The sequence below is a fragment of the Pseudomonas sp. Tav-5-1A genome (assembly GCF_055755055.1).
The window spans coordinates 1,338,614-1,361,426 of sequence record NZ_CM146901.1 but is presented as its reverse complement, the minus strand read 5'-3'; the positions used below and the strand labels follow the sequence as shown (position 1 = coordinate 1,361,426).

The window sequence follows — 22,813 nt, the reverse complement described above, 5'->3', positions numbered from 1 at the left end:
TAAACCGCCGCCGCAGGCACCCAAAACGGTAATCCTGGCGCCAGCCGGGCATCTGGCGGCATATCCTGTCTCAAGAGTCAAATAAATTTCCCCGTAGCAGCTGCCGCAGGCTGCGTCCCCGGGCGCCATCGTGGTGCGGCCGGACGCAGCCTGCGGCAGCTGCTACGGGGTTCGCGCAACGCCTAGCAGAACGGCGTGATGCTGTCGAGATATGGCGCCCCTCGCGCTTTGCGTATACTGCTAGGATGCATTCAAAGACTGCCTCACGCCCGCGCTTCGCCAAATGGCTTATCGCAACCGGTCTACTCCTACTGCTCAACGGCTGCGTCGACAAACCCAGCACGCTCGAGCGAGTCAAGGAGGACGGCGTATTGCGCGTGATTACCCGCAACAGCCCCGCCACCTACTTCCAGGATCGCAACGGCGAAACCGGTTTCGAGTACGAACTGGTCAAGCGTTTCGCCGATGACCTGGGGGTGGAACTGAAGATCGAGACCGCCGACAACCTCGACGACCTGTTCAACCAGGTGGGCAAGCCCAATGGCCCGGTGCTGGCCGCCGCAGGCCTGGTGGCCGACGACCAGCGCAAGACCCAGGTGCGTTTCTCCCACCCGTACCTGGAAGTGACCCCGCAGGTCATCTACCGCAATGGCCAATCGCGCCCCACCGACGCCAGCGACCTGGTGGGCAAGAAAATCATGGTGCTCAAGGGCAGCAGCCATGCCGCGCAACTGGCCGAACTTAAAAAGCGTTATCCCGGCATACAATACGAAGAATCCGACGCGGTGGAGGTCGTTGACCTACTGCGGATGGTGGACGAAGGTCAGATCGATCTGACACTGGTGGACTCCAACGAGCTGGCGATGAACCAGGTCTACTTTCCCAACGTACGCGTCGCCTTCGACCTCGGCGATGCCCAGCAGCAGCGCTGGGCCGTGGCCGCCGGCGAAGACAACAGCCTGCTCAACGAGATCAACAGCTACCTGGACAAGGTGCAGAAGAACGGCACCCTGCAGCGCCTGAAAGACCGTTACTACGGCCACGTGGACGTGCTCGGCTACGTGGGCGCCTACACCTTCGCCCAGCACCTGCAGCAGCGCCTGCCGCATTTCGAGAAACACTTCCACGCCGCCGCCAAGGACGAACAGGTGGACTGGCGCCTGCTGGCTGCCATCGGCTACCAGGAGTCCATGTGGCAGGCCGACGTGACGTCCAAGACCGGCGTGCGCGGGCTGATGATGCTGACCCAGAACACCGCCCAGGCCATGGGCGTGGCCAACCGCCTGGACCCTAAGCAGAGCATCGAGGGCGGCGCCAAGTATTTCGCCCTGGTGCGTGACCAACTCGACGACAAGATCGCCGAACCGGACCGCACCTGGTTCGCCCTGGCCGCCTACAACGTGGGCAGCGGCCACCTGGACGACGCCCGCCAACTGGCCAAGAACGAAGGCCTGGACCCCAACAAGTGGCTGGACGTGAAGAAGATGCTGCCGCGCCTGTCGCAGAAGCAGTGGTACCGCAAGACCCGCTACGGCTATGCCCGCGGCGGCGAACCGGTGCACTTCGTGGCCAACATCCGCCGCTATTACGACATCCTCACCTGGGTGACCCAGCCGCAGCTCGAAGGCGGCCAGGTGGCCGACAGCAACCTGCACACGCCGGGGGTCAACAAGGCCAAGCCGGCGCAGGACAACCCTTCGCTCTGACCGTAGCAGCGGCCGCAGGCCGCGTCCCCCACACCGCGTTTATGCAGGCCAATCGCGGGACGCGGCCTGGCGGCCGCTGCTACGGGTGCGTTAGCGTCAGGGTTTGGCGCGGCGGGCCTTGAAGAATTCGCTCAAGATGGCCCCGCACTCCTCCGCCAGCACCCCACCCTCGATCATCACCCGGTGGTTCAAGAAGCCCTGGCTGAAGAACTGCCCCTGGCTTTGCGCCACGCCGGCCTTGGGCTCCAGCGCGCCATAGACCACGCGGCTGACCCGCGAATGCACGATCAGCCCGGCGCACATGCTGCACGGCTCCAGGGTCACGTAGAGCGTGCTGCCGGGCAGCCGGTAGTTGCTCGCCGCCTGGGCGGCGTTGCGGATGGCGACCATCTCGGCGTGGGCGCTGGGGTCGCTGCCGCTGATGGGGCAGTTGAAGCCGCGGCCGACGATTTCCCCGTTGTGCACCAGCACCGCGCCCACCGGCACCTCGCCCATGGCCGCGCCCTGGGCGGCCAGGGCCAGGGCCTCGCGCATGAAGTGCTGGTCGCGGCTGCGGTCGACGATCAGAGGCTGGCGCATCTCACGCCACCTCGATCGCGGCCATCAGGCCGGTTTCCATGTGGTCGACCACATGGCAGTGGAACATCCAGGTACCCGGGTTATCCGCTACCAGTGCCACCTGGGCGCGCTCGTGCTTACCCAGCAGGTAGGTGTCGGTGAAGTACGGCACGATCGCGCGGCGATTGGATGCGATCACCTTGAAGGTCATGCCATGCAAATGGATGGGGTGCTGGTACTGGGTCATGTTCTTCAGTTCGAAAATATAGCTGTTGCCCCGTGTCAGCCGGGCAATGGGCCGGTCGGCGCAGGTCTTGTCGGTGATGTCCCAGGCCTGGCCGTTGAACTGCCAGAAGCTGGGCGGGCGGCCATTATCCCCTTGCACGGCCGCCGAGCCTACCCATTCCACGTTGAAAACCAGCTTTTCGGCACGGGCCAGATCGGGCTCGGCCACCGGGTTGGCCGGTAGCGGTGGTGGCCACGCCCCCGGCGGCAAGGCCGTGGCCACCGAACGCAGGGTTCCCAGCCGCACCGGGCCGTCACGCACCGCCACTTCTTCCCCCGCCGGTGGCATGCGCACCGCCACGCAGGCCCGCATGCCCGGCCCCAGCCAGTAATCCTCGCCGAACGCGCGAGGCTCGATGGGGTTGCCGTCCAGGGCGTACAGGCGCACCTGGTCAGTGCCACGGAAATTGAGCCGGTAGGTGGCCGTGTTGTCGACGTTCAACAGGCGCAGGCGCACGACCTGCCCTGCTGGCAGGTCAATCGTCGCCTGCGGCACGCCATTGATACTCGACAGCCGCCCCAGCGTACCCACTCGCGCCGCCTCGCGGGCCACGCTGAACGGCACGAAGGCGCCCTGCTCGTCTACGTGCCAGCTTTTCAGGCTCAAGGTAGCTTCATGCGCGAAGCCGGTGGGCTCGCGCTCCTCGACAATCAGCGGCCCCACCAGGCCGCGCCCCAGCTGCTCGGTGCTGGCCACGTGGGGGTGGTACCAGAAGGTGCCGGCATCTGGAACGCGGAAGCGGTAGTCGAAATATTCCCCCGGCAGCACCGGCAGCTGCGACACGTAGGGCACACCGTCCATTTCCAGCGGCAGGCGAATGCCGTGCCAGTGGATGGTGGTGGGTACCGGCAGGTGGTTGATGAAACGCACCCGCAGCCAGTCGCCCTGGCGTACCCGCAGCTCGGCGCCAGGGGCCGAGCCGCCAAAGGCCCAGGCTGGCGTCAAATGGCCAGGTACCAGCTGCACGTCCAGGGGCGCGGCAATCAGCTCGTAGTCATGCCCTGCCCGCCCTCCAGGGCGGCCCAGCCAATAGCGCACCGCCCCGCCGCCGCCAACCCCTACCACCGCCAGGCCAGCCAGCCCGGCGAGCATTTGTCGACGCGTGAATACCATGGGCAAGGTCACCTCAGTGCTTGAAAACCGGCACGATACACCTTGGCCGGACGCCGGTTAGGCGCTGAAACATCTTGCCAATCAATATCCTCCAGGGTTACCGCACCCACACCCCACCAGCCCAGCACACTCGCGGCTTTCCCACGCAAGGAGGCACGCCATGACCCACATCCCCACTGCCGCCGACCGCCAGGCGCTGGTCGAGATTGCCAAGCGCATCGCCGACACGATGCCCGACATGCGCCAGAAGGCCCGGGACACCGCCAACCAAGTGCTGCATCGACACACTGGCAAGTATGGCGAGCCGGACCATATCTGGTGGCACCGCTGGAAAAGCGGCAACACCAGCCACCTCACGTTCACCGGCTGGGAGCACTGGGGCAAACCCGTGCAGTCCCTGACGCTGCCGCAGCTGGTGATGCACCGCTATGAAAACTGGGACCAGGACAATGCCGACCTGCTGCACCAATGGGGCGGTTTCTACAGCCAGGGGCCCAACGAGCGTGTCTACGACGAGAAGAACGAGATCCGCCTGGAACCCCAGGATGTGCTCAATGACTTCTGGGGCCTGGACTTCGCCGGCCATTACCGCGCCGACGTCGATCGTTTCTGGGCCAGCCATGAACAGGATTTTCGAGTCATGGCCAAGGCCAACTTCCTCGCCAAGGCGCTGGAGGAACGCGAAGCGCGACGGATCTCGGACCCGCAGTTCCAGACCCTGGTCAAGGCCGTGGCCGGCGACTTTAGCTGGCCTGTGAGCCTGGCCGCCCTGCAAACCGAGGTGCCGCCAGCGCGGGAGCTCAAGGTCTACGCCTTCGACATTGGCGGGCGCATTGCCACCGATATCCTGCGCATCGTCGACCAGGACGGCTGGCAGTACCTGTACACCCCAGGCGAGGTGAACTGCTTCCATGCCTTCGAGACCGACCAGGACCTGTACTGGTGGGTATTGTCGCAAACCAACATGGCGCAGAACCGCGCCCGCTTCATGAGCCATTGGCCGTTGTCCGACAACGACGGAGACAACGCCCTGCACCACAGCCTCGACCTGCTGTTCTATGGCTGGGGTAAGGACCACGCAAAACCCATCAACCGCTTTCGCGTTGCCCTGCAGGAAGACCCCTTTACCTTCCTCACCGACACCAGCCGCCAGCGCATGTACGACGACATGGGCATGCTGCTGCATTCCAATGGCGACCTGCGCAAGCAAATGTGGATCGGCTACCTCAAGGCGTTCGGCCAGGCCTTCGGGGGCCTGGCCGCCCTGCACTGGCCTATTGCCCTGGCCGTGGTGGGCGCGGGAATTGCCGAAATGGGCCTGCACATCGACGAGGCCGTCAACGGCCACGACACTGCGCACCGCAAGGCAGCGGTAATCGAGGCCATCACCAGTGCCGTGGACGTGCTATTCAACGCAACCTACCTGTGGTCACCCGCCGAGGAGGTGATCACCGGTGAGTTTCACCCAGCGCAAACCCACATCGGCATGCAGGACATCCACCCCCAGCTACCGGCGCCGTATGCCGCCGAGACCGCCGAGCTGCTCAAGCCGCTGGAAACCAACGAGATACTGGGCGGCGGCGTGGGCACCGAAGGCAAGCGCCGTGGCATCTACCGCCACGCCGATGGCAAGGACTACATTGAGCTGGACGGCATCGGCTACCAGGTGCGCTGGGCCAATGACCTGGACCGCTGGGCGATCGTCGATCCCGCCAACCCCTACTCGTTCTATACCAGCGTGCCGGTTCAACTGAACGCGCAGGGGGAATGGCAGGCGTTGCAGCGGCTCAACCTCAAGGGGGGTGGCAAGTTCCTTGGCAACCTGCCTTGGGGTAATCCGCTGCCCCGGCCGGTCGCGCCCATTACCCGGACCTTTCGCTACGACCTGCCCGAAGCGCTGCGCGACCTGTTACGCGAAGGCGCGGAGGGCCGGAACGACAAGATGATCGACGGCAAATATGGCGACTTCAACAATCCAGCCGCCAACCCTGCCTACATGGAATTCCGCAGCGTGCGCGGCCGCCTGAGCACTGACGCACAGGCATTCTTCCAAAAGGTCACCCTACCGGCACGGCCAGCCATTCCCGAGCTCGACGCCGTAGCCACCCAGCCCGCAATTATCAAGGGTATCTACGCCAACACCGATGGCCTGGTGATCGGCGAGTCCCACAGCAGCGTAGCCAGCAAGAAATTCCTTATCGAGAACATGCCCCTGCTGGCCAGGCAGGGGGTGCGCACGCTGTACATGGAACACCTGCTCACCGACTTCCACCAGGCGCACCTCGATACCTACGCCCGCACCGGCACCATGCCCGAACCGTTAAAACAATACCTGGTGGACATGGACAAAGGCTTCTACACCGACCCCTCCGGGCGCTACACCTTCCGGGAGCTGGTCAAGGCTGCCCGGCGCAATCACATCCGCATACAAGCCATCGACTGCATGGCCAGCTACCGCCTGGCCGGCCTGGATGATCCCACTCACACGCTGCGCCAGCAAACCATGAACTACTTCGCCCACACGGTGATGGAGGCCGATCGCAACACCCTTGGCGCAGGCAAATGGGTAGCACTGATGGGCAACACCCACGCCAGCACGTTCAAGGGGGTGCCTGGCGTTGCGCAGCTGGAAGGGGCCATCGGCCTGCGCATCGAAGACGTGCCCAGCAACGCCGCCCGCGGGATTCGCGCAGACACGGGCATGCACGCTTCCAGCTCCGGCTTTGACGGCCCGGGCGGGCTGGTCAACGCCGACCTGTATTACCCGATGGGCACCTTGCGCCCTGGCCGCGACCTGGAGCTGGAACTGTCTGCGCCCGGCATGTTCACCATCGACACGCCACAGGTGTTCAAGGAACTGATCCACCGCAGTGGCGATGGCACGCTGGTGTATACCGAACTGCAGAAGGACGGCCAGCTGATCTACATCGAACGCCCCCGCTGGCCAACGGTGCACAACCGGCGCTTCGACAACACCCGTGAACTGATCACGGCGCTGACGATGATTGGGTTGAAGTACGTGGGGTAAGGCCTGTACTCGCTGGCCGCGATCTGGATGCGCAGCCAGCGAGAAGAACGAACGCGCCGCGTCAGAAGATCAGAAGAAAATCGCCGGGCTCACCGAGAATCGCTTGCTCAGCGCATCGATGTGATCCTTCGTGAGGTTGCGACCGCGACCATTGAGAATCTTCGACACCAGCGATTTGCTGCCGATCTCAGGCAAATCAGCCACGCCGAGGTGGTGTTGTTCCATGAGCAGCTTCAAGACGTCGACACCATTCATTTGAGCGACCTTGGCATCAAAGCTTTCAAAGGCAGGCGACTCACGCTCCCAGCGCTCGATGGAATTGGACAGAATCTCGATCAAGATCCGATTGGCATCGTAGTCATCCACCAGTTGGTCCATCAGCGCCAACGCCTGGCTGTAGTCAGCGTCGTCACCGATATGGCCGATGAACGATGCACCTTCAAGCAGGGCACGGGCCCGCTCCTTGATGACAGAAATATCCATTTTATTCGCGCTCCTGCCGGTAGCGATTGCACAGCTTGTCGTATTCGCCATGGGGGACGATGTGCTTTACGTACATTCGATTATCCCGAAAGGCTATGAATGCGATCATTCGAAGGGTGTTGCCGCCGATATCGATAACCCACCATTTGTCCCGGTAACGAAAATTATCCAGGGACGGGAAAGCGCATCGAAGCTGGGTGGGCGTATCGAAATCGCCAGCGCGCAGCGCTTTGTAGGTTCGCGCAATGGCATCCGCCTGATTGGGGAATGCCTTGCAGGCGTCATCGAACGGCTTCTTGGAAATCACATGCATAGTCGAGCGAGTGTCCTTACTAGGATGGCGAATAGTTGACATTTTGTCAACCGCAATGGATCACCCTCTGCCTCCCTGCAAAGCGCGTCCACCGCCAAGGATACGTCCCCCCCCATCCTCGAACATCGCGTAATCGTCACGAAATATGGCGGACGCTCCGGGACATTCGGGCATTACCTGCTTCCGTAAAAAAACCGCCCGGGGCCAAAGCCCCGGGCGGTTTTCATTTACTGCCATCGGCCCTCAGGCCAACCGCATCATTCCCACTCGATCGTCGCAGGCGGCTTGCTCGACACGTCGTAAGTGACGCGCGAAATGCCTTCGATTTCGTTGATGATGCGGCCGCTGACGGTTTCCAGCAGCTCGTAAGGCAGGTGCGCCCAACGTGCAGTCATGAAGTCGATGGTTTCCACGGCGCGCAGCGCCACGACCCAGGCGTAACGACGGCCGTCGCCGACCACGCCTACCGATTTCACCGGCTGGAACACCACGAAGGCCTGGCTGACCTTGTGGTACCAGTCGGCCTTGCGCAGTTCTTCGATGAAGATGTGGTCGGCGCGACGCAGCAGGTCGGCGTATTCCTTCTTCACTTCACCCAGGATGCGCACGCCCAGGCCCGGGCCCGGGAACGGGTGACGGTAGACCATGTCGTACGGCAGGCCCAGTTCCAGGCCCAGACGGCGGACTTCGTCCTTGAACAGCTCACGCAGCGGCTCGACCAGCTTGAGGTTCATTTCCTCAGGCAGGCCACCCACGTTGTGGTGCGACTTGATCACGTGGGCCTTGCCGCTCTTGGCGCCAGCCGACTCGATCACGTCGGGGTAGATGGTGCCCTGGGCCAGGTACTTGATGTTTTCCAGCTTGCAGGACTCGGCATCGAACACGTCGATGAAGGTGCGGCCGATGATCTTGCGCTTCTTCTCCGGGTCTGCTTCGCCGGCCAGGTTGTTCAGGAACTGGTCTTCGGCGTTGGCGCGGATCACCTTGACGCCCATGTTCTCGGCGAACATGGCCATCACCTGCTCGCCTTCGTGCAGGCGCAGCAGGCCGTTGTCGACGAACACGCAGGTCAGCTGGTCGCCGATGGCCTTGTGCAGCAGGGCCGCAACCACGGACGAGTCAACACCGCCGGACAGGCCCAGCAGGACGTTGTCGGTGCCGACCTGGGCGCGGATGTTGGCGATGGCGTCTTCGGCGATCTTCGACGGGGTCCACAGGGCTTCACATTCGCAGATGTCGAGGATGAAGCGCGACAGGATGCGACCGCCTTGCTTGGTGTGGGTCACTTCCGGGTGGAACTGCACGCCGTAGTAGCCGCGGGCGTCGTCGACCATGCCGGCGATCGGGCAGCTCGGGGTGCTGGCCAGCACGTGGAAGCCTTCCGGGATCTTGGTGACCTTGTCACCGTGGCTCATCCACACGTCCAGGCCGAACACGCCGTCGGCGTCGACGTGGTCTTCGATGCCGTCGAGGATGCGGCTCTTGCCGACCACGTCGACACGGGCGTAGCCGAATTCACGCAGGTCGGAACCTTCGACCTTGCCGCCCAGTTGCTCGGCCATGGTCTGCATGCCGTAGCAGATGCCGAACACCGGCACACCCAGGTCCCACACCGCTTGCGGTGCACGCGGGCTGTTGGCTTCGTGCACGGATTCCGGGCCGCCGGCCAGGATGATGCCGCGCGGGGCGAATTCGCGAATCGCTTCGTCGTCCATGTCGAAGGGGTGCAGCTCGCAGTACACGCCGATTTCGCGCACGCGACGGGCGATCAGCTGGGTGTACTGGGAACCGAAGTCCAGAATCAGGATTCGGTGGGCGTGAATGTCGAGGGCCATGACTAGTTCTCGTCAGTGGTAATCGGAAACAACACGGGGCTGCAATGAACAGCCCCGCCTAAAAATTCAGCAAGCGCCCGGGGCGGTGGCCGCGGGCGCTTGAGGTCAACCTACGCGATAGTTCGGCGCTTCCTTGGTGATCTGCACGTCGTGGACGTGAGATTCGGCCATGCCGGCACCGGTGATGCGCACGAATTCAGGCTTGGTGCGCATTTCTTCGATGTTGGCGCTGCCGGTGTAACCCATGGAGGAACGCAGGCCACCCATCAGCTGGTGGATGATGGCGGTCAGGGTGCCTTTGTACGGCACGCGGCCTTCGATGCCTTCGGGTACCAGCTTCTCGGCGCCAGCGGCCGAATCCTGGAAGTAACGGTCGCTCGAGCCCTGGGCCTGGGACATGGCGCCCAGCGAACCCATGCCGCGGTAAGCCTTGTACGAACGGCCCTGGAACAGCTCGATCTCGCCCGGGGCTTCTTCGGTACCGGCGAACATCGAACCCATCATCACGCACGAGGCGCCCGCGACGATGGCCTTGGACAGGTCACCGGAGAAGCGGATGCCGCCGTCGGCGATCAGCGGCACGCCCGAACCTTCCAGGGCGGCGGCGACGTTGGCGATGGCGCTGATTTGCGGCACGCCTACACCGGCGACGATACGGGTGGTGCAGATGGAGCCAGGGCCGATACCGACCTTGACGGCGTCCGCGCCGGCTTCAACCAGGGCCTTGGCGGCAGCGCCAGTGGCGATGTTGCCACCGATGACCTGCACCTGCGGGTAGTTGTCCTTGACCCAGCGCACGCGGTCGATCACACCCTTGGAGTGACCGTGGGCGGTGTCGACCACCACCACGTCAACGCCGGCGGCTACCAGGGCAGCAACGCGCTCGCCGGTGTCCTTGCCGGTGCCGACGGCCGCGCCGACGCGCAGGCGGGCCTGGTCGTCCTTGCTGGCCAGCGGGTAGGCCTTGGCCTTCTCGATGTCCTTGACGGTCATCATGCCCTTGAGCTGGAACTTGTCGTCCACGATCAGGACTTTTTCCAGGCGATGCTTGTGCAGCAGCTCGCGCACTTCGTTCTTGTCGGCGCCTTCGCGCACGGTGACCAGGCGCTCTTTAGGCGTCATCACTTCGCGAACGGTGGCTTCCAGGCGAGTTTCGAAACGCACGTCACGGGAAGTGACGATGCCGACCAGGTCGCCGTCGTGCAGCACCGGTACGCCGGAGATGTTGTGCTGACGGGTCAGCTCGAACAGGTCACGGACGGTGGCGTCAGCCTCGATGGTGATCGGGTCCTTGACCACGCCGGCCTCGAACTTCTTGACCTTGCGCACTTCGGCAGCTTGCTGCTCGATGGTCATGTTCTTGTGGATGATGCCGATACCGCCTTCCTGGGCCATGGCAATGGCCAGACGGGCTTCGGTAACGGTGTCCATGGCGGCGGAGACCAGGGGAATATTCAGCTCGATGCCACGGGTCAAACGGGTCTTCAGGCTGACTTCATTGGGCAGTACTTCGGAATAACCGGGTACGAGGAGAATGTCGTCGAAGGTCAGTGCTTCTTGGCTGATACGCAGCATCGCGGGGGCTCCCGAGCGGGAAAAATGGAAGCGCGCCATTATACTCATACATGCCCCGATGCTCAATGTAAACATCAGGGCAATTGCGTCGCACCCTAAAGATCGACGCGTACCACGCGCACCTTGCGTTCCAGGCGCTCGCCGAACTCGAAGAGAAATTCGGGCTTGAACCGCGCGTCGGCCCAGCCGTTGAAGATGAAGCCCAGGTTGGAAAACGCGCAGGGGTCGAGGAACAGGAAGCCGTTGATGTCGTCTTCATGGCGGCATTCGGGGCACATGAAGTTGTCGGTGTGGCCGGGCATCCACTCCTCCAGGCTGTCGAACAGCGCCTCGCCGATTTCCTGGCGGCACTCGGGGCAGCCGGCCTCTTCCTTGAAATTTTTAGTGGGGGTAAAGATGCAGCGTTTGGTCACCAACTCCAGGCCGTTGACCGGCTGGCCGTAGGGCAGCAGCTCGGGGCGCTCGACCACGTTGCGGGCGCCCGGGCCGATGGCGTAGCCCATGCCGTTGCCGGTGCGGCCGCAGGTGGTCAGCTGTTCTTCGATGATGTTTTTCTGCCACAACCAGCGCAGCACCCGCCGGGCCTTGCCTTCGCGCCCGGGAAAACTGGAAATCAACGGGACGATAATACTTTGCGAACTCATGGAGGCAGACCTGCGTGTGGCGTGAATCCGCGCAGCATAAAGCCATGGGGGCGCAGGTCAAGCGCCCAGGTAGCGACCGATCAGCGCGACGCCGCTGGCCAGCACCAGCCAGTTCACCAGGCGCACAAAGGCTTCGCGGGACAGGCCCATGGTTACCCGCCGGCCGATCCACAGCCCCAGGGCCATGGCCGGCAACAAGGCTGCGCCCAGCACCAGCAGGGCGCCGTCGGTGTAGACGCCGGCGATCACGAACAGGCTCAGGCGCACCACCGTGCTGCAACTGATCAGCGCGCTCTGGGTGGCGCGGGCCGGTTCCTTTTCAAGGCGCGCGTTCAGATAAATGGCGTATAGAAAGCCGCCGCTGCCGAACAGTGCACCGAACAGCCCGCCCACCAGCCCCATGGGCAGCGCCCAGATGGCCCGCAAGCTGGCGGGCCGCCGCTTCACCAGCAACCCGTACAAGGCGTAGGCCGTGATGAACACGCCCATCAACAGCAGCAACAAGCGCGACTGCAGGTTGAGCAGGAACACCACGCCAACGGTACAGCCCACCGCCATGCACGGCAGCAGGCGCTTCAACTCGGCGCCGGCCACCGCCTTGCGCGACGGCAGCAGGTTGCCGAACGCGGCGATGAAATCCAGCAGCACCAGTAACGGGATGATCCGCGCCAGGGGCATGAAGCAGATCAGCACTGGCCCGGCCACCAGCGCGGTGCCGAAGCCGGCGATGCCGAACACGACATAGGCAACCGCGACGCCCAGCAACATGCAACCCCAGTCCAGCCCGGTAAACGGCAAGGCGCTCAGCAACTCCATCGGCTATCCCCTCTCCTTGGTGGTACATCATCGTAGCAGCGGCCCCCAGGCCGCGTCACAGGCGCCGCCGTATGCCAGGGGTATCGCGTGGGCCGGGGACGCAGCCTGCGGCAGCTGCTACGGGGCATGGCTCCGGCGGCGTATTGGCCTTATGATGCCCGCCATGAACAAAGACCCCTTTGCCGTACTCGGCCTGGACCGCGAGGTCCTCACTGTCAGCCAGCTCAACGGCCGCGCACGCGTGCTGCTTGAAGACGTGTTCAGCAGCATCTGGGTGGAAGGCGAAATCTCCAACCTCGCCCGCCCGGCGTCCGGCCACGTCTACTTCACCCTCAAGGACAGCGGCGCCCAGGTGCGCTGCGCGCTGTTCCGCCAGAACGCCCAGCGCGTGCGCCAGGCGCTGAAGGACGGGCTGGCGGTGAAGGTGCGCGGCAAGGTCTCGCTGTTCGAGGGCCGTGGTGACTACCAGCTGATCCTCGACACGGTGGAGCCGGCCGGCGACGGCGCCCTGCGCCTGGCGTTCGACGCGCTGAAGGAAAAACTCAGCGGCGAAGGCCTGTTCAGCAGCGAACGCAAGGTCGCCCTGCCCGCCCACCCGCAGCGCATCGGCATCGTCAGCTCGCCCACCGGCGCGGTGATCCGCGACATCATCAGCGTGTTCCGCCGCCGCGCGCCGCAGGTCGAACTGACGCTGATCCCCACCGCCGTGCAAGGCCGCGAGGCCATCAACCAGATCGTGCGCGGTATCCGCCTGGCCGATGCCGGCGGCTTCGACGCCATTATCCTGGCCCGTGGCGGTGGCTCGCTGGAAGACCTCTGGTGCTTCAACGAAGAGGCGGTGGCCCGTGCCATCGCCGCCTGCGTCACGCCGATCGTCAGCGCCGTAGGCCATGAAACCGACGTCTCCATCAGTGACTTCGTCGCCGACGTGCGCGCGCCTACGCCGTCGGCCGCTGCCGAGCTGCTGGCACCCGACAGCAGCGACCTGCAACGCCGTCTGGAAAGCCTGCAACGCCGCCTGTTGATGCGCATCCAGAACCGCCTGGCCCACGACCGCCTGCGCCTGGACGGCCTGACCAAGCGCCTGCGCCACCCCGGCGAACGGCTGCGCCAGCAGGCCCAGCGCCTGGACGACCTGGACATGCGCCTGCGCCGCGCCTTCGAGCAGCGCCTGAACCTGCGCCGGCATCGCCTGGCGCAGCTGGAAACGCGCCTGGCCGGGCAACACCCGGGGCGCACCCTGGCCATGCTGCGCCAACGCATCGAAGGCCTGGCCGAACGCCTGCCGCGGGCCATGCGCGACGGCCTCAAGGCCCGCCGCGTGCAGCTCAACAACCAGATGCAGACCCTGCACATCGTCAGCCCGCTGGCCACCCTCAGCCGCGGCTACAGCATTCTGCTGGACGAACGCGGCCAGGCCGTGCGCCGCGCCGACCAGACCCGCACCGGCCAGCGCCTGACCGCCAAGCTGGGCGAAGGCGAGCTGCAGGTGCGGGTCGAAGACAACCACCTGACCCCGGTCACCCTCTCGCTCCTGGACTGAACCATGCCGCGCCTGCTGACCGCCCTGCTGTTGCTATGCCTGACCTTCACCGCCCAGGCCGACAGCTACCTGACCCGCCTGCTGAACAAGCCGGTGCCCGGCGGCGTGGCCGTGATCGACCTGGGCAGCGGCGCCCAGGCGCCCAAGGCGTTCTTCGACGGCAAGCCGGTGCTGGTGGTGCGCGAGCAGCAGAACTGGCGCGCCATCGTCGGCCTGCCGCTGACCCAGAAGCCGGGCCCGGCGCGCATCACCACCGCCGACCAGCGCAGCCTGGGCTTCGTGGTGGGCAGCAAGCACTACCCCGAGCAGCACATCACCTTGAAGAACAACCGCCAGGTCAACCCCAACCCGGCCGACCTGAAACGCTTCGAGGTGGAGCTGGCCGAGCAGCTCAAGGCCTACCGCAGCTTCAGCCCCGGCACGCCCAGCAACCTGCTGCTGGACAAGCCGGTGAATGGGCCGCTGTCGAGCCGCTTCGGCGTGCGCCGGTTCTTCAATGGCGAAGAGCGCAACCCCCATGCGGGTCTGGACTTCGCGGTGCCCGCCGGCACGCCGATCAAGACCCCGGCCGCGGGCAAGGTCATCCTGGTGGGCAACTACTTCTTCAACGGCAACACCGTGTTCGTCGACCACGGGCAAGGGTTTATCAGCATGTTCTGCCACATGTCGAAGATCGACGTGAAGGTGGGCCAGGACCTGGCGCGCGGCGCTGTGGTCGGCCGCGTGGGCATGACCGGGCGGGCGACGGGGCCGCACATGCACTGGAACGTCAGCCTGAATGACGCACGGGTGGACCCCGCCATCTTCATCGGCGCGTTCCAACCCTGATAGCTGTAGCGCGCTGTCGAGCCTGCCCCCACTTTGCTCCCACCGTAGCAGCTGCCGAAGGCTGCGTCCCAGGCGGCGCGGTACTTCAGAAGCCATGCGTTGCCTGCGACGCCGCCTTCGGCAGCTGCTACAGGAGCGAGTTAGCCCGCCCTGTTGAAATACTTCGACGCTTCCCTCAACTTCGCCTGCGTTTCTTCGCTGAATGATGCCACCTCCTCCTCGGTAACCAACCCCCTCACATAAGCCGCCTGGAGACCAATAGAGGCATGTCCTCGCGAATGGGGAAAGTTATCGAACACCCGCACCACCTCCTCGTTCCCCTCATTGCAAAGGTTTCGAACAGTCTGAAAATGCTCCCGCGCCAGCGCCGAATCATCCATGGCTGCTGCCATCATCTCGCGCCGTAGCCGCTCATACAGGCGCTCAACGGCCAATGGGCGATATCGGCTCCACAGTTTCCACTCAGCTTCAGTCATGTCCCTGCTCCGCCTTGCTTGATCCACCCAATATACGAGATTGCGCGCGCCGAATCACCGCAACAATTTTCAATCAAAAAAAACCAATTATCGAGCACAAAAAACTACAAAAAAGCCAACAGAGATAAGTTATCTCAAATTTTTACAGATGCTTGCCATCCCCTGCCGCAATGGTTAGGGTTGAAGGCATGAAAACTCTTCACACCCTCATTCTCCTTCGTCAACACCGCTGCCTAAGCCTGGTCAGTGCACGACTGCCACGCTGAATCGCGTCGCCTCGCCCTTCTCTTTCAGTTTTAGCCGGCAGGCCCTTTTCAAGGCCGCACAACAAGGATTGCCCATCATGACCATGCTCAAAGACCCGTCTTCGAAATACCGCGCCTTCGCCCAGGTCAACCTGCCTGACCGCACCTGGCCGAACCAGACCATCACCACCGCGCCTATCTGGTGCAGCTCGGACCTGCGCGACGGCAACCAGTCGCTGATCGAGCCGATGGACTCGGCGAAGAAGCTGCGCTTCTGGAAGACCCTGGTCAGCGTGGGCGTGAAAGAGATCGAGGCGTCGTTCCCCTCGGCCTCGCAAACCGATTTCGACTTCGTTCGCACCCTGATCGAAGACAATCACATCCCGGAAGACACCACCATCCAGGTGCTGACCCAGGCCCGCGAAGACCTGATCGCACGTACGTTCGAGTCGCTGAAAGGCGCCAAGAAGGCCATCGTCCACCTGTACAACGCCACCTCGCCGTCCTTCCGCAAGATCGTCTTCAACCAGGACAAGCAGGGCGTGAAGGACATCGCGGTAAACGCGGCCAAGCTGTTCGTCAAATACGCGGCCCAGCAGCCGGAAACCCAGTGGACCTTCCAGTACTCGCCGGAAACCTTCAGCGCCACCGAGTTGGAGTTCGCCAAGGAAGTCTGTGACGCGGTGATCGAGGTGTGGAACCCGACGCCCGAGCACAAGATCATCCTCAACCTGCCAGCCACCGTTGAAGTCAGCACCCCGAACATCTACGCCGACCAGATCGAATGGTTCGGCCGCAACGTGTCGCGCCGTGACAGCGTGATCATCAGCCTGCACACCCATAACGACCGTGGCACCGGCGTGGCCGCCACCGAGCTGGGCCTGATGGCCGGCGCCGACCGCGTCGAAGGCTGCCTGTTCGGCAACGGCGAGCGCACCGGCAACGTCGACCTGGTGACCCTGGCTTTGAACCTCTACACCCAGGGCGTGGACCCGGAACTGGACTTCTCCGACATCGACGGCGTGCGCAAGGTGGTCGAAGAGTGCAACCAGATCCCGGTGCACCCACGCCACCCGTACGTCGGCGACCTGGTTCACACCGCGTTCTCCGGCTCGCACCAGGACGCGATCCGCAAGGGCTTCGCCCAGCAGAAGGACGACGCGGTGTGGGAAGTGCCTTACCTGCCGATCGACCCGGCCGACATCGGCCGCAGCTACGAGGCGGTCATCCGCGTCAACAGCCAGTCGGGCAAGGGCGGCATCACCTACCTGCTGGAACAGGAATACGGCATCAGCCTGCCGCGCCGCATGCAGATCGAGTTCAGCCAGGTGGTACAGGGTGAAACCGACCGCCTGGGCCTGGAAATGACGGCCCAGCAGATCTACGCGCTGCTGCACAAGGAATACCTGCAAGCCAATGCCCCGTACGCGCTGGTCAGCCACCGCCTGCAGGAAGAGAACGGCAACAGCAAGGTTGACGTCGAAGTGCACAGCGACGGCGAGACCGTGCACTGGCGCGGCAAGGGCAACGGTGCCCTGGAAGCCCTGGCCTCGGCCATGCCGGTACCGGTAGAAATCATGGACTACAACGAACACGCCATCGGCGCCGGCACCAACGCCAAGGCAGCCGCCTACATCGAGCTGCGCGTGGCCGGTGGCCGTGCGGTGCACGGGGTGGGCGTGGATGAGAACATCACCACGGCCAGCTTCAAGGCCCTGTTCAGCGCGCTGAACCGCTCGTTGAGCCAGCAGGAAGCGAAGGCAGCGTAAGCCTTCCACCCATAAAAAAACCGGCCCAGGGGGCCGGTTTTTTTTATGGGCGAAATCAGGACAACGTGAAGGTGTCGGCATCCAGGTGCGCCGGGAAGCGCGTGCGGTAGGCGGCCAGCTCGGCGGCGCTAAGGGACACGTGGAACACGCCATCGGCCTCCCCCGCGCTCAGCAGGCTCTCGCCCTGGAAGTCCAACACCTGGCTGTCGCCGGTGTAGGCGAAACCCTTGCCATCGGTGCCCACGCGGTTCACCGCCGCCACGTAGCACAGGTTCTCGATGGCACGCGCCGGCAGCAGCCGGTTCCAGTGCAGGCGGCGCGCACCGGGCCAGTTGGCGGTGTACAGCAGCAGGTCGGTGTCCTGGGCGTCGCGGCTCCACACCGGGAAGCGCAGGTCGTAGCAAATCAGCGGGCGAATGCGCCAGCCGTTCAGCTCGAACTGCACCTGGCGCTCGCCGGGGGTGTAGTGCTTGTGCTCGCCGGCCATGCGGAACAGGTGGCGCTTGTCGTAATGCAGCAGCTCGCCATCGGGCCGCGCCCACAGCAGGCGGTTGCGAAGGCTGCCGTCAGCCGCCTGGATGATCACGCTGCCCGTCACCACGGCGTTCAGGCGCACGGCCTGGGCGCGCAGCCACTTGCTGGTGGGGCCCTGCTCCGGCTCGCACAAGCTGGCCGAGTCCATGGAAAAGCCGGTGGTGAACATCTCCGGCAGAATGATCAGGTGCGCACCGCGGGCCTGCTCCAGCAGGGCCTCGAAGTGCTCGAAATTGGCTGTGCGGTCGTGCCAGGCCAGGGTGGTCTGCACCAGGGCCAGGTTCAGGTTCGCCAGCGTACTCAAATCACGCATAGTTTCTTCGCCGCTTCCCGCAGCGTCTCCTCGCGTTTGGCGAAACACAGGCGTACCAGGCGCTGTTCCGGGATGGGTGTCTGGTAGAACACCGACACCGGAATAGTCGCCACGCCGTGCTCGCGGGTCATCCACAGAGCCATGTCGACATCGTTCAAGTCGGGGCGGATCTGCGAGTAATCCACCAGCTGGAAATACGTGCCTGCCACCCGGGTGAAGCTGAACCGCGACCCTGCCAGCAGGTCGCAGAACAGGTCACGCTTGGCCTGGTAGAACCCGGGCAGTTCTTCAACGTGCTCGGGGCAGGCCGCCATGTAGTCCGCCAGCGCCCATTGCAGCGGGGTGACCCCGCAGAAGTTGACGTACTGGTGGACCTTGCGCAGTTCCGCGCTCAAGGCCGGCGGGGCAATCACGTAACCGGTCTTCCAGCCGGTGACGTGGTAGGTCTTGCCGAACGAGCTGACCACGAAAGCCCTCGAATAGAGCGCTTCGTTGGCCAACACGCTGGCATGTCTGACCCCATCGTAGACCAGGTGTTCATACACTTCATCACTGATCAGGTAGATATCGCGACCTTCGATCAGTTGCGCCAGCTGGTCCAGCTCGGCGGCGCTGATCAGCGCGCCGCTGGGGTTGTGCGGGCTGTTGAGGATGATCATCCGCGTGCGCGGGCTCAGGGCATCGCTGAGCTGCTGCCAGTCGATGGAAAAATCCCTGGGGTCGAGCTGCACATGCACGCAGCGGCCGCCGGCCAGCTCCACGGAGGGCTCGTAGCTGTCGTAGCAAGGGTCGAAGACGATGACCTCGTCACCGGCACGCACCACCGACTGCACCGCGCAGAAGATCGCCTCGGTGGCACCTGGGGTGATGGTGACTTCCGTGTCGGCGCTCACGCGCGCGCCGTACTGGCGCAGCACCTTGGCCGCCACCTGCTCGCGCAGGGCCGGCAGCCCGGTCATGGGCGCGTACTGGTTGTGGCCAGCGTTGATATGGCGCACCACGGCATCACGCAGGCCCTGGGGGCCGTCGTAGTCGGGGAAACCTTGGGACAGGTTGAGCGCACCGGTTTCGGCGGCGAGCTGGGACATGGTGGTGAAGATGGTCGTGCCGACATTCGGCAGCTTGCTGGTGATCATCGGGCCTATCCCTGACAGCTGGGGAGCCCAGCAGGATAGCCCAACGAACAGCGGGAAAACCAGTACAGATCAAAACGCCGTAGCCGCTGCCGCCAGGCTGCGCTGGCCCTTGAGTTCCCTGGATATCTCCAGTGCAGAACAGGGCCAGCGCAGCCTGGCGGCAGCGGCTACAGGTATCGCGAAAACCGGGAAATCAGCGCTTGTCGCGGCGTTTCTTGTCGGCTTTCTTGTGGTGCGACATCAAGCGGCGCTTCTTGTTAACCTGGCGGTCGGTCAGCGTGTTCTTGTTGCCTTCGTACGGGTTGTCGCTGCCCTTGAACTCGATGCGGATCGGCGTGCCGACCAGCTTCAGGACGCGGCGGTAAGTGTTTTCCAGGTAGCGAACGTAGCTGTTCGGCACCTTCTCCACCTGGTTGCCGTGGATCACGATCAGCGGCGGGTTGGCACCACCCAGGTGGGCATAGCGCAGCTTGATGCGGCGGCTGTTGACCATTGGCGGCTGGTGCTCCTGCACCGCGTCCTCGAGGATCTGGGTCAGGCGGCTGGTCGGCCAGCGAGTGATCGCCGACTTGAACGAGGCCTGCACCGAACCGTACAGGTTGCCCACGCCAGTGCCGTGCAACGCCGAGATGAAGTGAATGTCGGCGAAGTCGACGAAGAACAGCCGGCGCTCCAGCTCGGTCTTCACGTAGTCGCGCTCGCTCGGCTGCATGCCGTCCCACTTGTTCAGGGCGATGACGATGGCGCGGCCCGACTCCAGGGCGAAGCCCAACAGGTTCAGGTCATGGTCCACCACGCCTTCACGGGCGTCCATGACGAAGATCACGACGTTGGCATCCTTGATGGCCTGCAGCGTCTTGACCACCGAGAACTTCTCGACTTCTTCATGGATCTTGCCGCGCTTGCGCACACCGGCAGTGTCGATGAAGGTGTACTTCTCGTCGTTGCGCTCGAACGGGATGTAGATGCTGTCACGGGTGGTGCCGGGCTGATCGTAGACGATTACCCGCTCTTCGCCGAGCATGCGGTTGACCAGGGTCGACTTGCCCACGTTCGGCCGGCCGATGATGGCGATCTTGATGCCATCTTTCTCGCTCGGGCCAGGAATGCGCACCTGCTCTTCGCCTTCGGCGACGCCTTCGGCCAGGTCTTCCTCCTCCACGTCACGCGGGAATTCGCCCAGGGCGGCTTCCAGCAGGGTGTTCACGCCGCGGCCCTGGGCACCGGCGACGCCGATGGCGTGGCCCATGCCCAGCGGGGCGAATTCGGCGCGGGCCATTTCCGGATCGATGTTGTCGATCTTGTTGGCCACCAGGATGGAGCGCTTGTTGCGCTTGCGCAGGTGCTCGGCAATCATCTGGTCGGCGGCGGTGAAACCGGCACGGGCATCGACCAGGAACAGCACCACATCGGCTTCTTCGATGGCCAGCAGCGACTGCTCGGCCATCTTTTCGTCCATGCCGTGCTCGTCACCGGAAATACCGCCGGTGTCGATCAGGATATAGGAACGCCCTTGCCAGTGCGCCTCTCCGTATTGGCGATCACGGGTAAGACCAGACAGGTCGCCGACGATGGCGTCGCGGCTTTTGGTCAGGCGGTTGAACATGGTGGACTTGCCGACGTTCGGTCGGCCCACCAGGGCGATTACGGGAACCATTAGGCTCTCCACTGCGTTATTTCAGAAAATACAAAGGCCGCTGCAGGCAGCGGCCGGAGTTCGTGGCGGCATGCGAACATGCCGTGGCCCCTGCCTGGGGCGGGGCCGCTGGAGGCCATGAATGACCTCCAGCATAGTCAAAGCCTTACTTGATGGTGAGGGCTTCGAGCTTGCCGCTGTTGCCGAACACGTAAATCATGTTCCCGGCCACCAGCGGACGGGCTCGCAGGCCGTCACTGTCAATTTTCTCACGACCAACGAAGCGACCGTCGACCTGGCTCAGCAGGTGCAGGTAGCCTTCGAAGTCGCCTACCGCCACGTAGCTGGAGAACACCTCGGGTGCCGACAGCTGGCGGCGGGCCAGTTTGTCGTTGCTCCACAGGGCGGTGGTGGTGCGCTCGTCGACGCCTTCCACGGTGCCGGAAGCCAGCGCCACGTAGACGCTGCCGAAGCCCTGGGCCACGCCGGCGTAGCTGGAAGCGTCACGCTGCCACAGCACACGGCCGCTTTCCAGGTCCAGGCCCGCCATGCGGCCCTGGTAGCTGGCGACGTACAGGGTACCACCGGACAGCAGCAGGCCGCCGTCGATATCGACGACACGCTCAAGTTCCGAGCGGCCCTGCGGCACGGCGATGCGTTGTTCCCACACCGGCACACCGTTGCTGATGTCCAGGGCAACGACCTTGCCGGTGGACAGGCCAGCCACCGCCAGGTGGTTGGTGACCAGCGGGGCACTGGTGCCACGCAGGGTCAGTACCGCAGGCGTGCTGTCGTAGATCCAGCGCTGGGTGCCGGTGCTGGCGTCCAGGCCGACCAGGCGGTCGTCCTGGGTCTGCACCACTACCACGTCGCCGTTGTTGGCTGGCGGTGCGAGCACTTCGCTGCCGACCTTGGCGCGCCATTTGACTTCACCGTTGGTGGCGTCAAGGGCGATGACTTCACCGCTGATGGTACCCAGCATGACCAGGCCGTAGCCGACGCCGACTGCGCCCGACACCGAAGTGTTGAGGTCTTTCTTCCAGATCACGTCGCCGTTCAGGCGGTTCAGGTCCATGACCACGCCGGTCACGTCAGCGGCGTAGATGCTGTCGTTCTCGATCGCTGGAACCAGCATGTTGTAGGTTTCGCCCTGACCGTCACCGATCGAACGACTCCACTCCTTGTGCAGGACCACTTCTTCCTTGAACTTGGTCAGCTCGGCAGGAGGCAGTTCCTTCTTGCTGTTGCTGCTGCAACCCGCGGCCAGAATGGCCAGAGCCAGCAATGCTGCATGTTTCCAACGGATCACGTCACGCATCTTTTTTCGCCAGGTCGTCGAGTTTGATTTGCAAGCCACCCACTGCTGCCTCATCGGACAGGGCTGCCTTGGCCTTCTGGTACGCCGCATACGCGTCGTCAGTACGGCCCAGCTGCACCAGCAGGTCACCCTTGAGTTCCTCGCGGCTGGCCAGGAACGCCTTGTCGGCGTCGCCGTCCAGCAGCTTCAGGGCGTCTTCGGCCTTGTTCTGCGCAGCCAGTACCTGAGCCAGGCGCTGACGGGCGATTTCACCCAGCATGGCGTCCTTGGGCTTGTCGACCACGGCCTTGAGCTCGGTGGCGGCATCGTCCAGCTTGCCGGCGTCCACGGCCACCTTGGCCACGAACAGGCTGCCGTACTGCGCGTACTCGCTGTTGCCGTATTCGGTCTTGAGCTTGTTGGCCAGGTCCGCCACCTGCGCGGTATCAGGCTTGCCGGTAGGGTTCAGCGCGGTTTCCAGCAGTTGCTGGTACAGGCTGGACGCACCTTGCGACTGGTTGGCCTGGTACTTGTGCCAGGCCTGCCAGCCAAATACCACCACCAGGGCCAGCAGCACGCCGGTGACCAGAGGCTTGCCGTTACGCTGCCAAAAGTCCTTCAACTCGGCGAGTTGTTCATCTTCGGTACTCGACACCCCAATACTCCTATTTCGCAAATT

19 protein-coding genes are annotated in these 22,813 nt (G+C 63.9%); 5 read left to right on the top strand and 14 right to left on the bottom strand.

What is annotated here, in order from left to right:
* Positions 1–245: 245 nt before the first annotated feature.
* Positions 246–1,706 (top strand): membrane-bound lytic murein transglycosylase MltF, encoded by a 1,461-nt coding sequence (mltF, locus tag AC0J42_RS06125; RefSeq protein ID WP_416422749.1) that lies wholly within the window; start codon positions 246–248, stop codon positions 1,704–1,706.
* A 96-nt stretch (positions 1,707–1,802) separates the two neighbouring features.
* On the opposite strand, the gene tadA is transcribed toward mltF, so the two are convergent.
* Both tadA and AC0J42_RS06115 read right to left on the bottom strand, forming a co-directional pair.
* A complete protein-coding gene (gene tadA, locus AC0J42_RS06120) occupies positions 1,803–2,285 on the bottom strand; it encodes a tRNA adenosine(34) deaminase TadA (RefSeq protein ID WP_473005540.1) in 483 nt (160 codons plus the stop codon).
* A 1-nt stretch (position 2,286) separates the two neighbouring features.
* On the bottom strand, positions 2,287–3,663 hold the full coding sequence (locus tag AC0J42_RS06115; protein ID WP_473005539.1) for a multicopper oxidase family protein: 1,377 nt from the start codon (positions 3,661–3,663) through the stop codon (positions 2,287–2,289).
* Positions 3,664–3,823: 160 nt separating this feature from the next.
* On the opposite strand from AC0J42_RS06115, the gene AC0J42_RS06110 reads away from it, so the two are divergent.
* Complete coding sequence (locus tag AC0J42_RS06110; RefSeq protein ID WP_473005538.1) at positions 3,824–6,691, top strand: membrane-targeted effector domain-containing toxin; 2,868 nt, start codon at positions 3,824–3,826, stop codon at positions 6,689–6,691.
* A 69-nt stretch (positions 6,692–6,760) separates the two neighbouring features.
* Here AC0J42_RS06110 and AC0J42_RS06105 read toward each other — a convergent pair whose 3' ends face one another.
* From AC0J42_RS06105 to AC0J42_RS06080, 6 genes are all read right to left on the bottom strand, one after another.
* Positions 6,761–7,174, bottom strand: coding sequence for a helix-turn-helix domain-containing protein (locus AC0J42_RS06105; RefSeq protein ID WP_473005537.1), 414 nt, complete (start codon positions 7,172–7,174; stop codon positions 6,761–6,763).
* Between the two features lies 1 nt (position 7,175).
* Complete coding sequence (locus AC0J42_RS06100) at positions 7,176–7,487, bottom strand: type II toxin-antitoxin system HigB family toxin (protein ID WP_473005536.1); 312 nt, start codon at positions 7,485–7,487, stop codon at positions 7,176–7,178.
* A 257-nt stretch (positions 7,488–7,744) separates the two neighbouring features.
* Positions 7,745–9,322, bottom strand: coding sequence for a glutamine-hydrolyzing GMP synthase (gene guaA, locus AC0J42_RS06095; protein WP_416422743.1), 1,578 nt, complete (start codon positions 9,320–9,322; stop codon positions 7,745–7,747).
* Between the two features lie 105 nt (positions 9,323–9,427).
* Positions 9,428–10,897 (bottom strand): IMP dehydrogenase, encoded by a 1,470-nt coding sequence (gene guaB / locus AC0J42_RS06090; protein WP_027978918.1) that lies wholly within the window; start codon positions 10,895–10,897, stop codon positions 9,428–9,430.
* A 95-nt stretch (positions 10,898–10,992) separates the two neighbouring features.
* A complete protein-coding gene (locus AC0J42_RS06085; RefSeq protein WP_473005535.1) occupies positions 10,993–11,541 on the bottom strand; it encodes a sugar ABC transporter ATPase in 549 nt (182 codons plus the stop codon).
* A gap of 57 nt (positions 11,542–11,598) precedes the next feature.
* On the bottom strand, positions 11,599–12,357 hold the full coding sequence (locus AC0J42_RS06080) for a TSUP family transporter (RefSeq protein WP_416422741.1): 759 nt from the start codon (positions 12,355–12,357) through the stop codon (positions 11,599–11,601).
* A 163-nt stretch (positions 12,358–12,520) separates the two neighbouring features.
* On the opposite strand from AC0J42_RS06080, the gene xseA reads away from it, so the two are divergent.
* The gene (gene xseA, locus AC0J42_RS06075) at positions 12,521–13,900 is read left to right on the top strand and encodes an exodeoxyribonuclease VII large subunit (RefSeq protein ID WP_473005534.1); all 1,380 of its coding nucleotides are present in this window, start codon (positions 12,521–12,523) and stop codon (positions 13,898–13,900) included.
* A gap of 3 nt (positions 13,901–13,903) precedes the next feature.
* Positions 13,904–14,728, top strand: coding sequence for a peptidoglycan DD-metalloendopeptidase family protein (locus AC0J42_RS06070; RefSeq protein ID WP_416422739.1), 825 nt, complete (start codon positions 13,904–13,906; stop codon positions 14,726–14,728).
* 140 nt (positions 14,729–14,868) lie between these two features.
* On the opposite strand, the gene AC0J42_RS06065 is transcribed toward AC0J42_RS06070, so the two are convergent.
* Complete coding sequence (locus AC0J42_RS06065; protein ID WP_473005533.1) at positions 14,869–15,204, bottom strand: hypothetical protein; 336 nt, start codon at positions 15,202–15,204, stop codon at positions 14,869–14,871.
* 343 nt (positions 15,205–15,547) lie between these two features.
* Between AC0J42_RS06065 and leuA the strand changes: the two genes are divergently transcribed.
* The gene (leuA, locus tag AC0J42_RS06060) at positions 15,548–17,218 is read left to right on the top strand and encodes a 2-isopropylmalate synthase (RefSeq protein ID WP_473005532.1); all 1,671 of its coding nucleotides are present in this window, start codon (positions 15,548–15,550) and stop codon (positions 17,216–17,218) included.
* Positions 17,219–17,273: 55 nt separating this feature from the next.
* Here leuA and AC0J42_RS06055 read toward each other — a convergent pair whose 3' ends face one another.
* The 5 genes from AC0J42_RS06055 to AC0J42_RS06035 all read right to left on the bottom strand — a co-directional run bounded on the left by AC0J42_RS06055 (position 17,274) and on the right by AC0J42_RS06035 (position 22,789).
* Positions 17,274–18,065, bottom strand: a complete 792-nt coding sequence (locus AC0J42_RS06055; RefSeq protein ID WP_473005531.1) for an amidohydrolase — start codon at positions 18,063–18,065, stop codon at positions 17,274–17,276.
* Positions 18,053–19,201 (bottom strand): pyridoxal phosphate-dependent aminotransferase, encoded by a 1,149-nt coding sequence (locus AC0J42_RS06050; protein ID WP_473005530.1) that lies wholly within the window; start codon positions 19,199–19,201, stop codon positions 18,053–18,055. The genes AC0J42_RS06055 and AC0J42_RS06050 overlap by 13 nt, the downstream gene beginning before the upstream one ends.
* A gap of 193 nt (positions 19,202–19,394) precedes the next feature.
* Entirely contained in the window at positions 19,395–20,858 is a 1,464-nt protein-coding gene (gene der, locus AC0J42_RS06045; RefSeq protein WP_416422734.1) for a ribosome biogenesis GTPase Der, read from the bottom strand.
* 145 nt (positions 20,859–21,003) lie between these two features.
* Complete coding sequence (bamB, locus tag AC0J42_RS06040) at positions 21,004–22,155, bottom strand: outer membrane protein assembly factor BamB (RefSeq protein ID WP_473005529.1); 1,152 nt, start codon at positions 22,153–22,155, stop codon at positions 21,004–21,006.
* Positions 22,148–22,789 carry a YfgM family protein gene (locus AC0J42_RS06035; RefSeq protein WP_473005528.1) on the bottom strand — a complete coding sequence of 214 codons (642 nt, stop codon included), beginning with the start codon at positions 22,787–22,789 and terminating at the stop codon, positions 22,148–22,150. Before AC0J42_RS06035 ends, bamB begins: the two co-directional genes overlap by 8 nt.
* Positions 22,790–22,813 lie beyond the last annotated feature (24 nt).

Coding starts and splice junctions, on each gene's coding strand:
- AC0J42_RS06105 (WP_473005537.1), bottom strand. CDS start 7,174: ATGGATATTTCTGTCATCAAGGAGCGGGCCCGTGCCCTGCTTGAAGGT.
- AC0J42_RS06055 (WP_473005531.1), bottom strand. CDS start 18,065: ATGCGTGATTTGAGTACGCTGGCGAACCTGAACCTGGCCCTGGTGCAG.
- tadA (WP_473005540.1), bottom strand. CDS start 2,285: ATGCGCCAGCCTCTGATCGTCGACCGCAGCCGCGACCAGCACTTCATG.
- guaA (WP_416422743.1), bottom strand. CDS start 9,322: ATGGCCCTCGACATTCACGCCCACCGAATCCTGATTCTGGACTTCGGT.
- AC0J42_RS06115 (WP_473005539.1), bottom strand. CDS start 3,663: ATGGTATTCACGCGTCGACAAATGCTCGCCGGGCTGGCTGGCCTGGCG.
- AC0J42_RS06080 (WP_416422741.1), bottom strand. CDS start 12,357: ATGGAGTTGCTGAGCGCCTTGCCGTTTACCGGGCTGGACTGGGGTTGC.
- AC0J42_RS06065 (WP_473005533.1), bottom strand. CDS start 15,204: ATGACTGAAGCTGAGTGGAAACTGTGGAGCCGATATCGCCCATTGGCC.
- bamB (WP_473005529.1), bottom strand. CDS start 22,155: ATGCGTGACGTGATCCGTTGGAAACATGCAGCATTGCTGGCTCTGGCC.
- AC0J42_RS06085 (WP_473005535.1), bottom strand. CDS start 11,541: ATGAGTTCGCAAAGTATTATCGTCCCGTTGATTTCCAGTTTTCCCGGG.
- AC0J42_RS06070 (WP_416422739.1), top strand. CDS start 13,904: ATGCCGCGCCTGCTGACCGCCCTGCTGTTGCTATGCCTGACCTTCACC.
- AC0J42_RS06110 (WP_473005538.1), top strand. CDS start 3,824: ATGACCCACATCCCCACTGCCGCCGACCGCCAGGCGCTGGTCGAGATT.
- AC0J42_RS06100 (WP_473005536.1), bottom strand. CDS start 7,487: ATGCATGTGATTTCCAAGAAGCCGTTCGATGACGCCTGCAAGGCATTC.
- leuA (WP_473005532.1), top strand. CDS start 15,548: ATGACCATGCTCAAAGACCCGTCTTCGAAATACCGCGCCTTCGCCCAG.
- guaB (WP_027978918.1), bottom strand. CDS start 10,897: ATGCTGCGTATCAGCCAAGAAGCACTGACCTTCGACGACATTCTCCTC.
- AC0J42_RS06050 (WP_473005530.1), bottom strand. CDS start 19,201: ATGATCACCAGCAAGCTGCCGAATGTCGGCACGACCATCTTCACCACC.
- xseA (WP_473005534.1), top strand. CDS start 12,521: ATGAACAAAGACCCCTTTGCCGTACTCGGCCTGGACCGCGAGGTCCTC.
- der (WP_416422734.1), bottom strand. CDS start 20,858: ATGGTTCCCGTAATCGCCCTGGTGGGCCGACCGAACGTCGGCAAGTCC.
- mltF (WP_416422749.1), top strand. CDS start 246: ATGCATTCAAAGACTGCCTCACGCCCGCGCTTCGCCAAATGGCTTATC.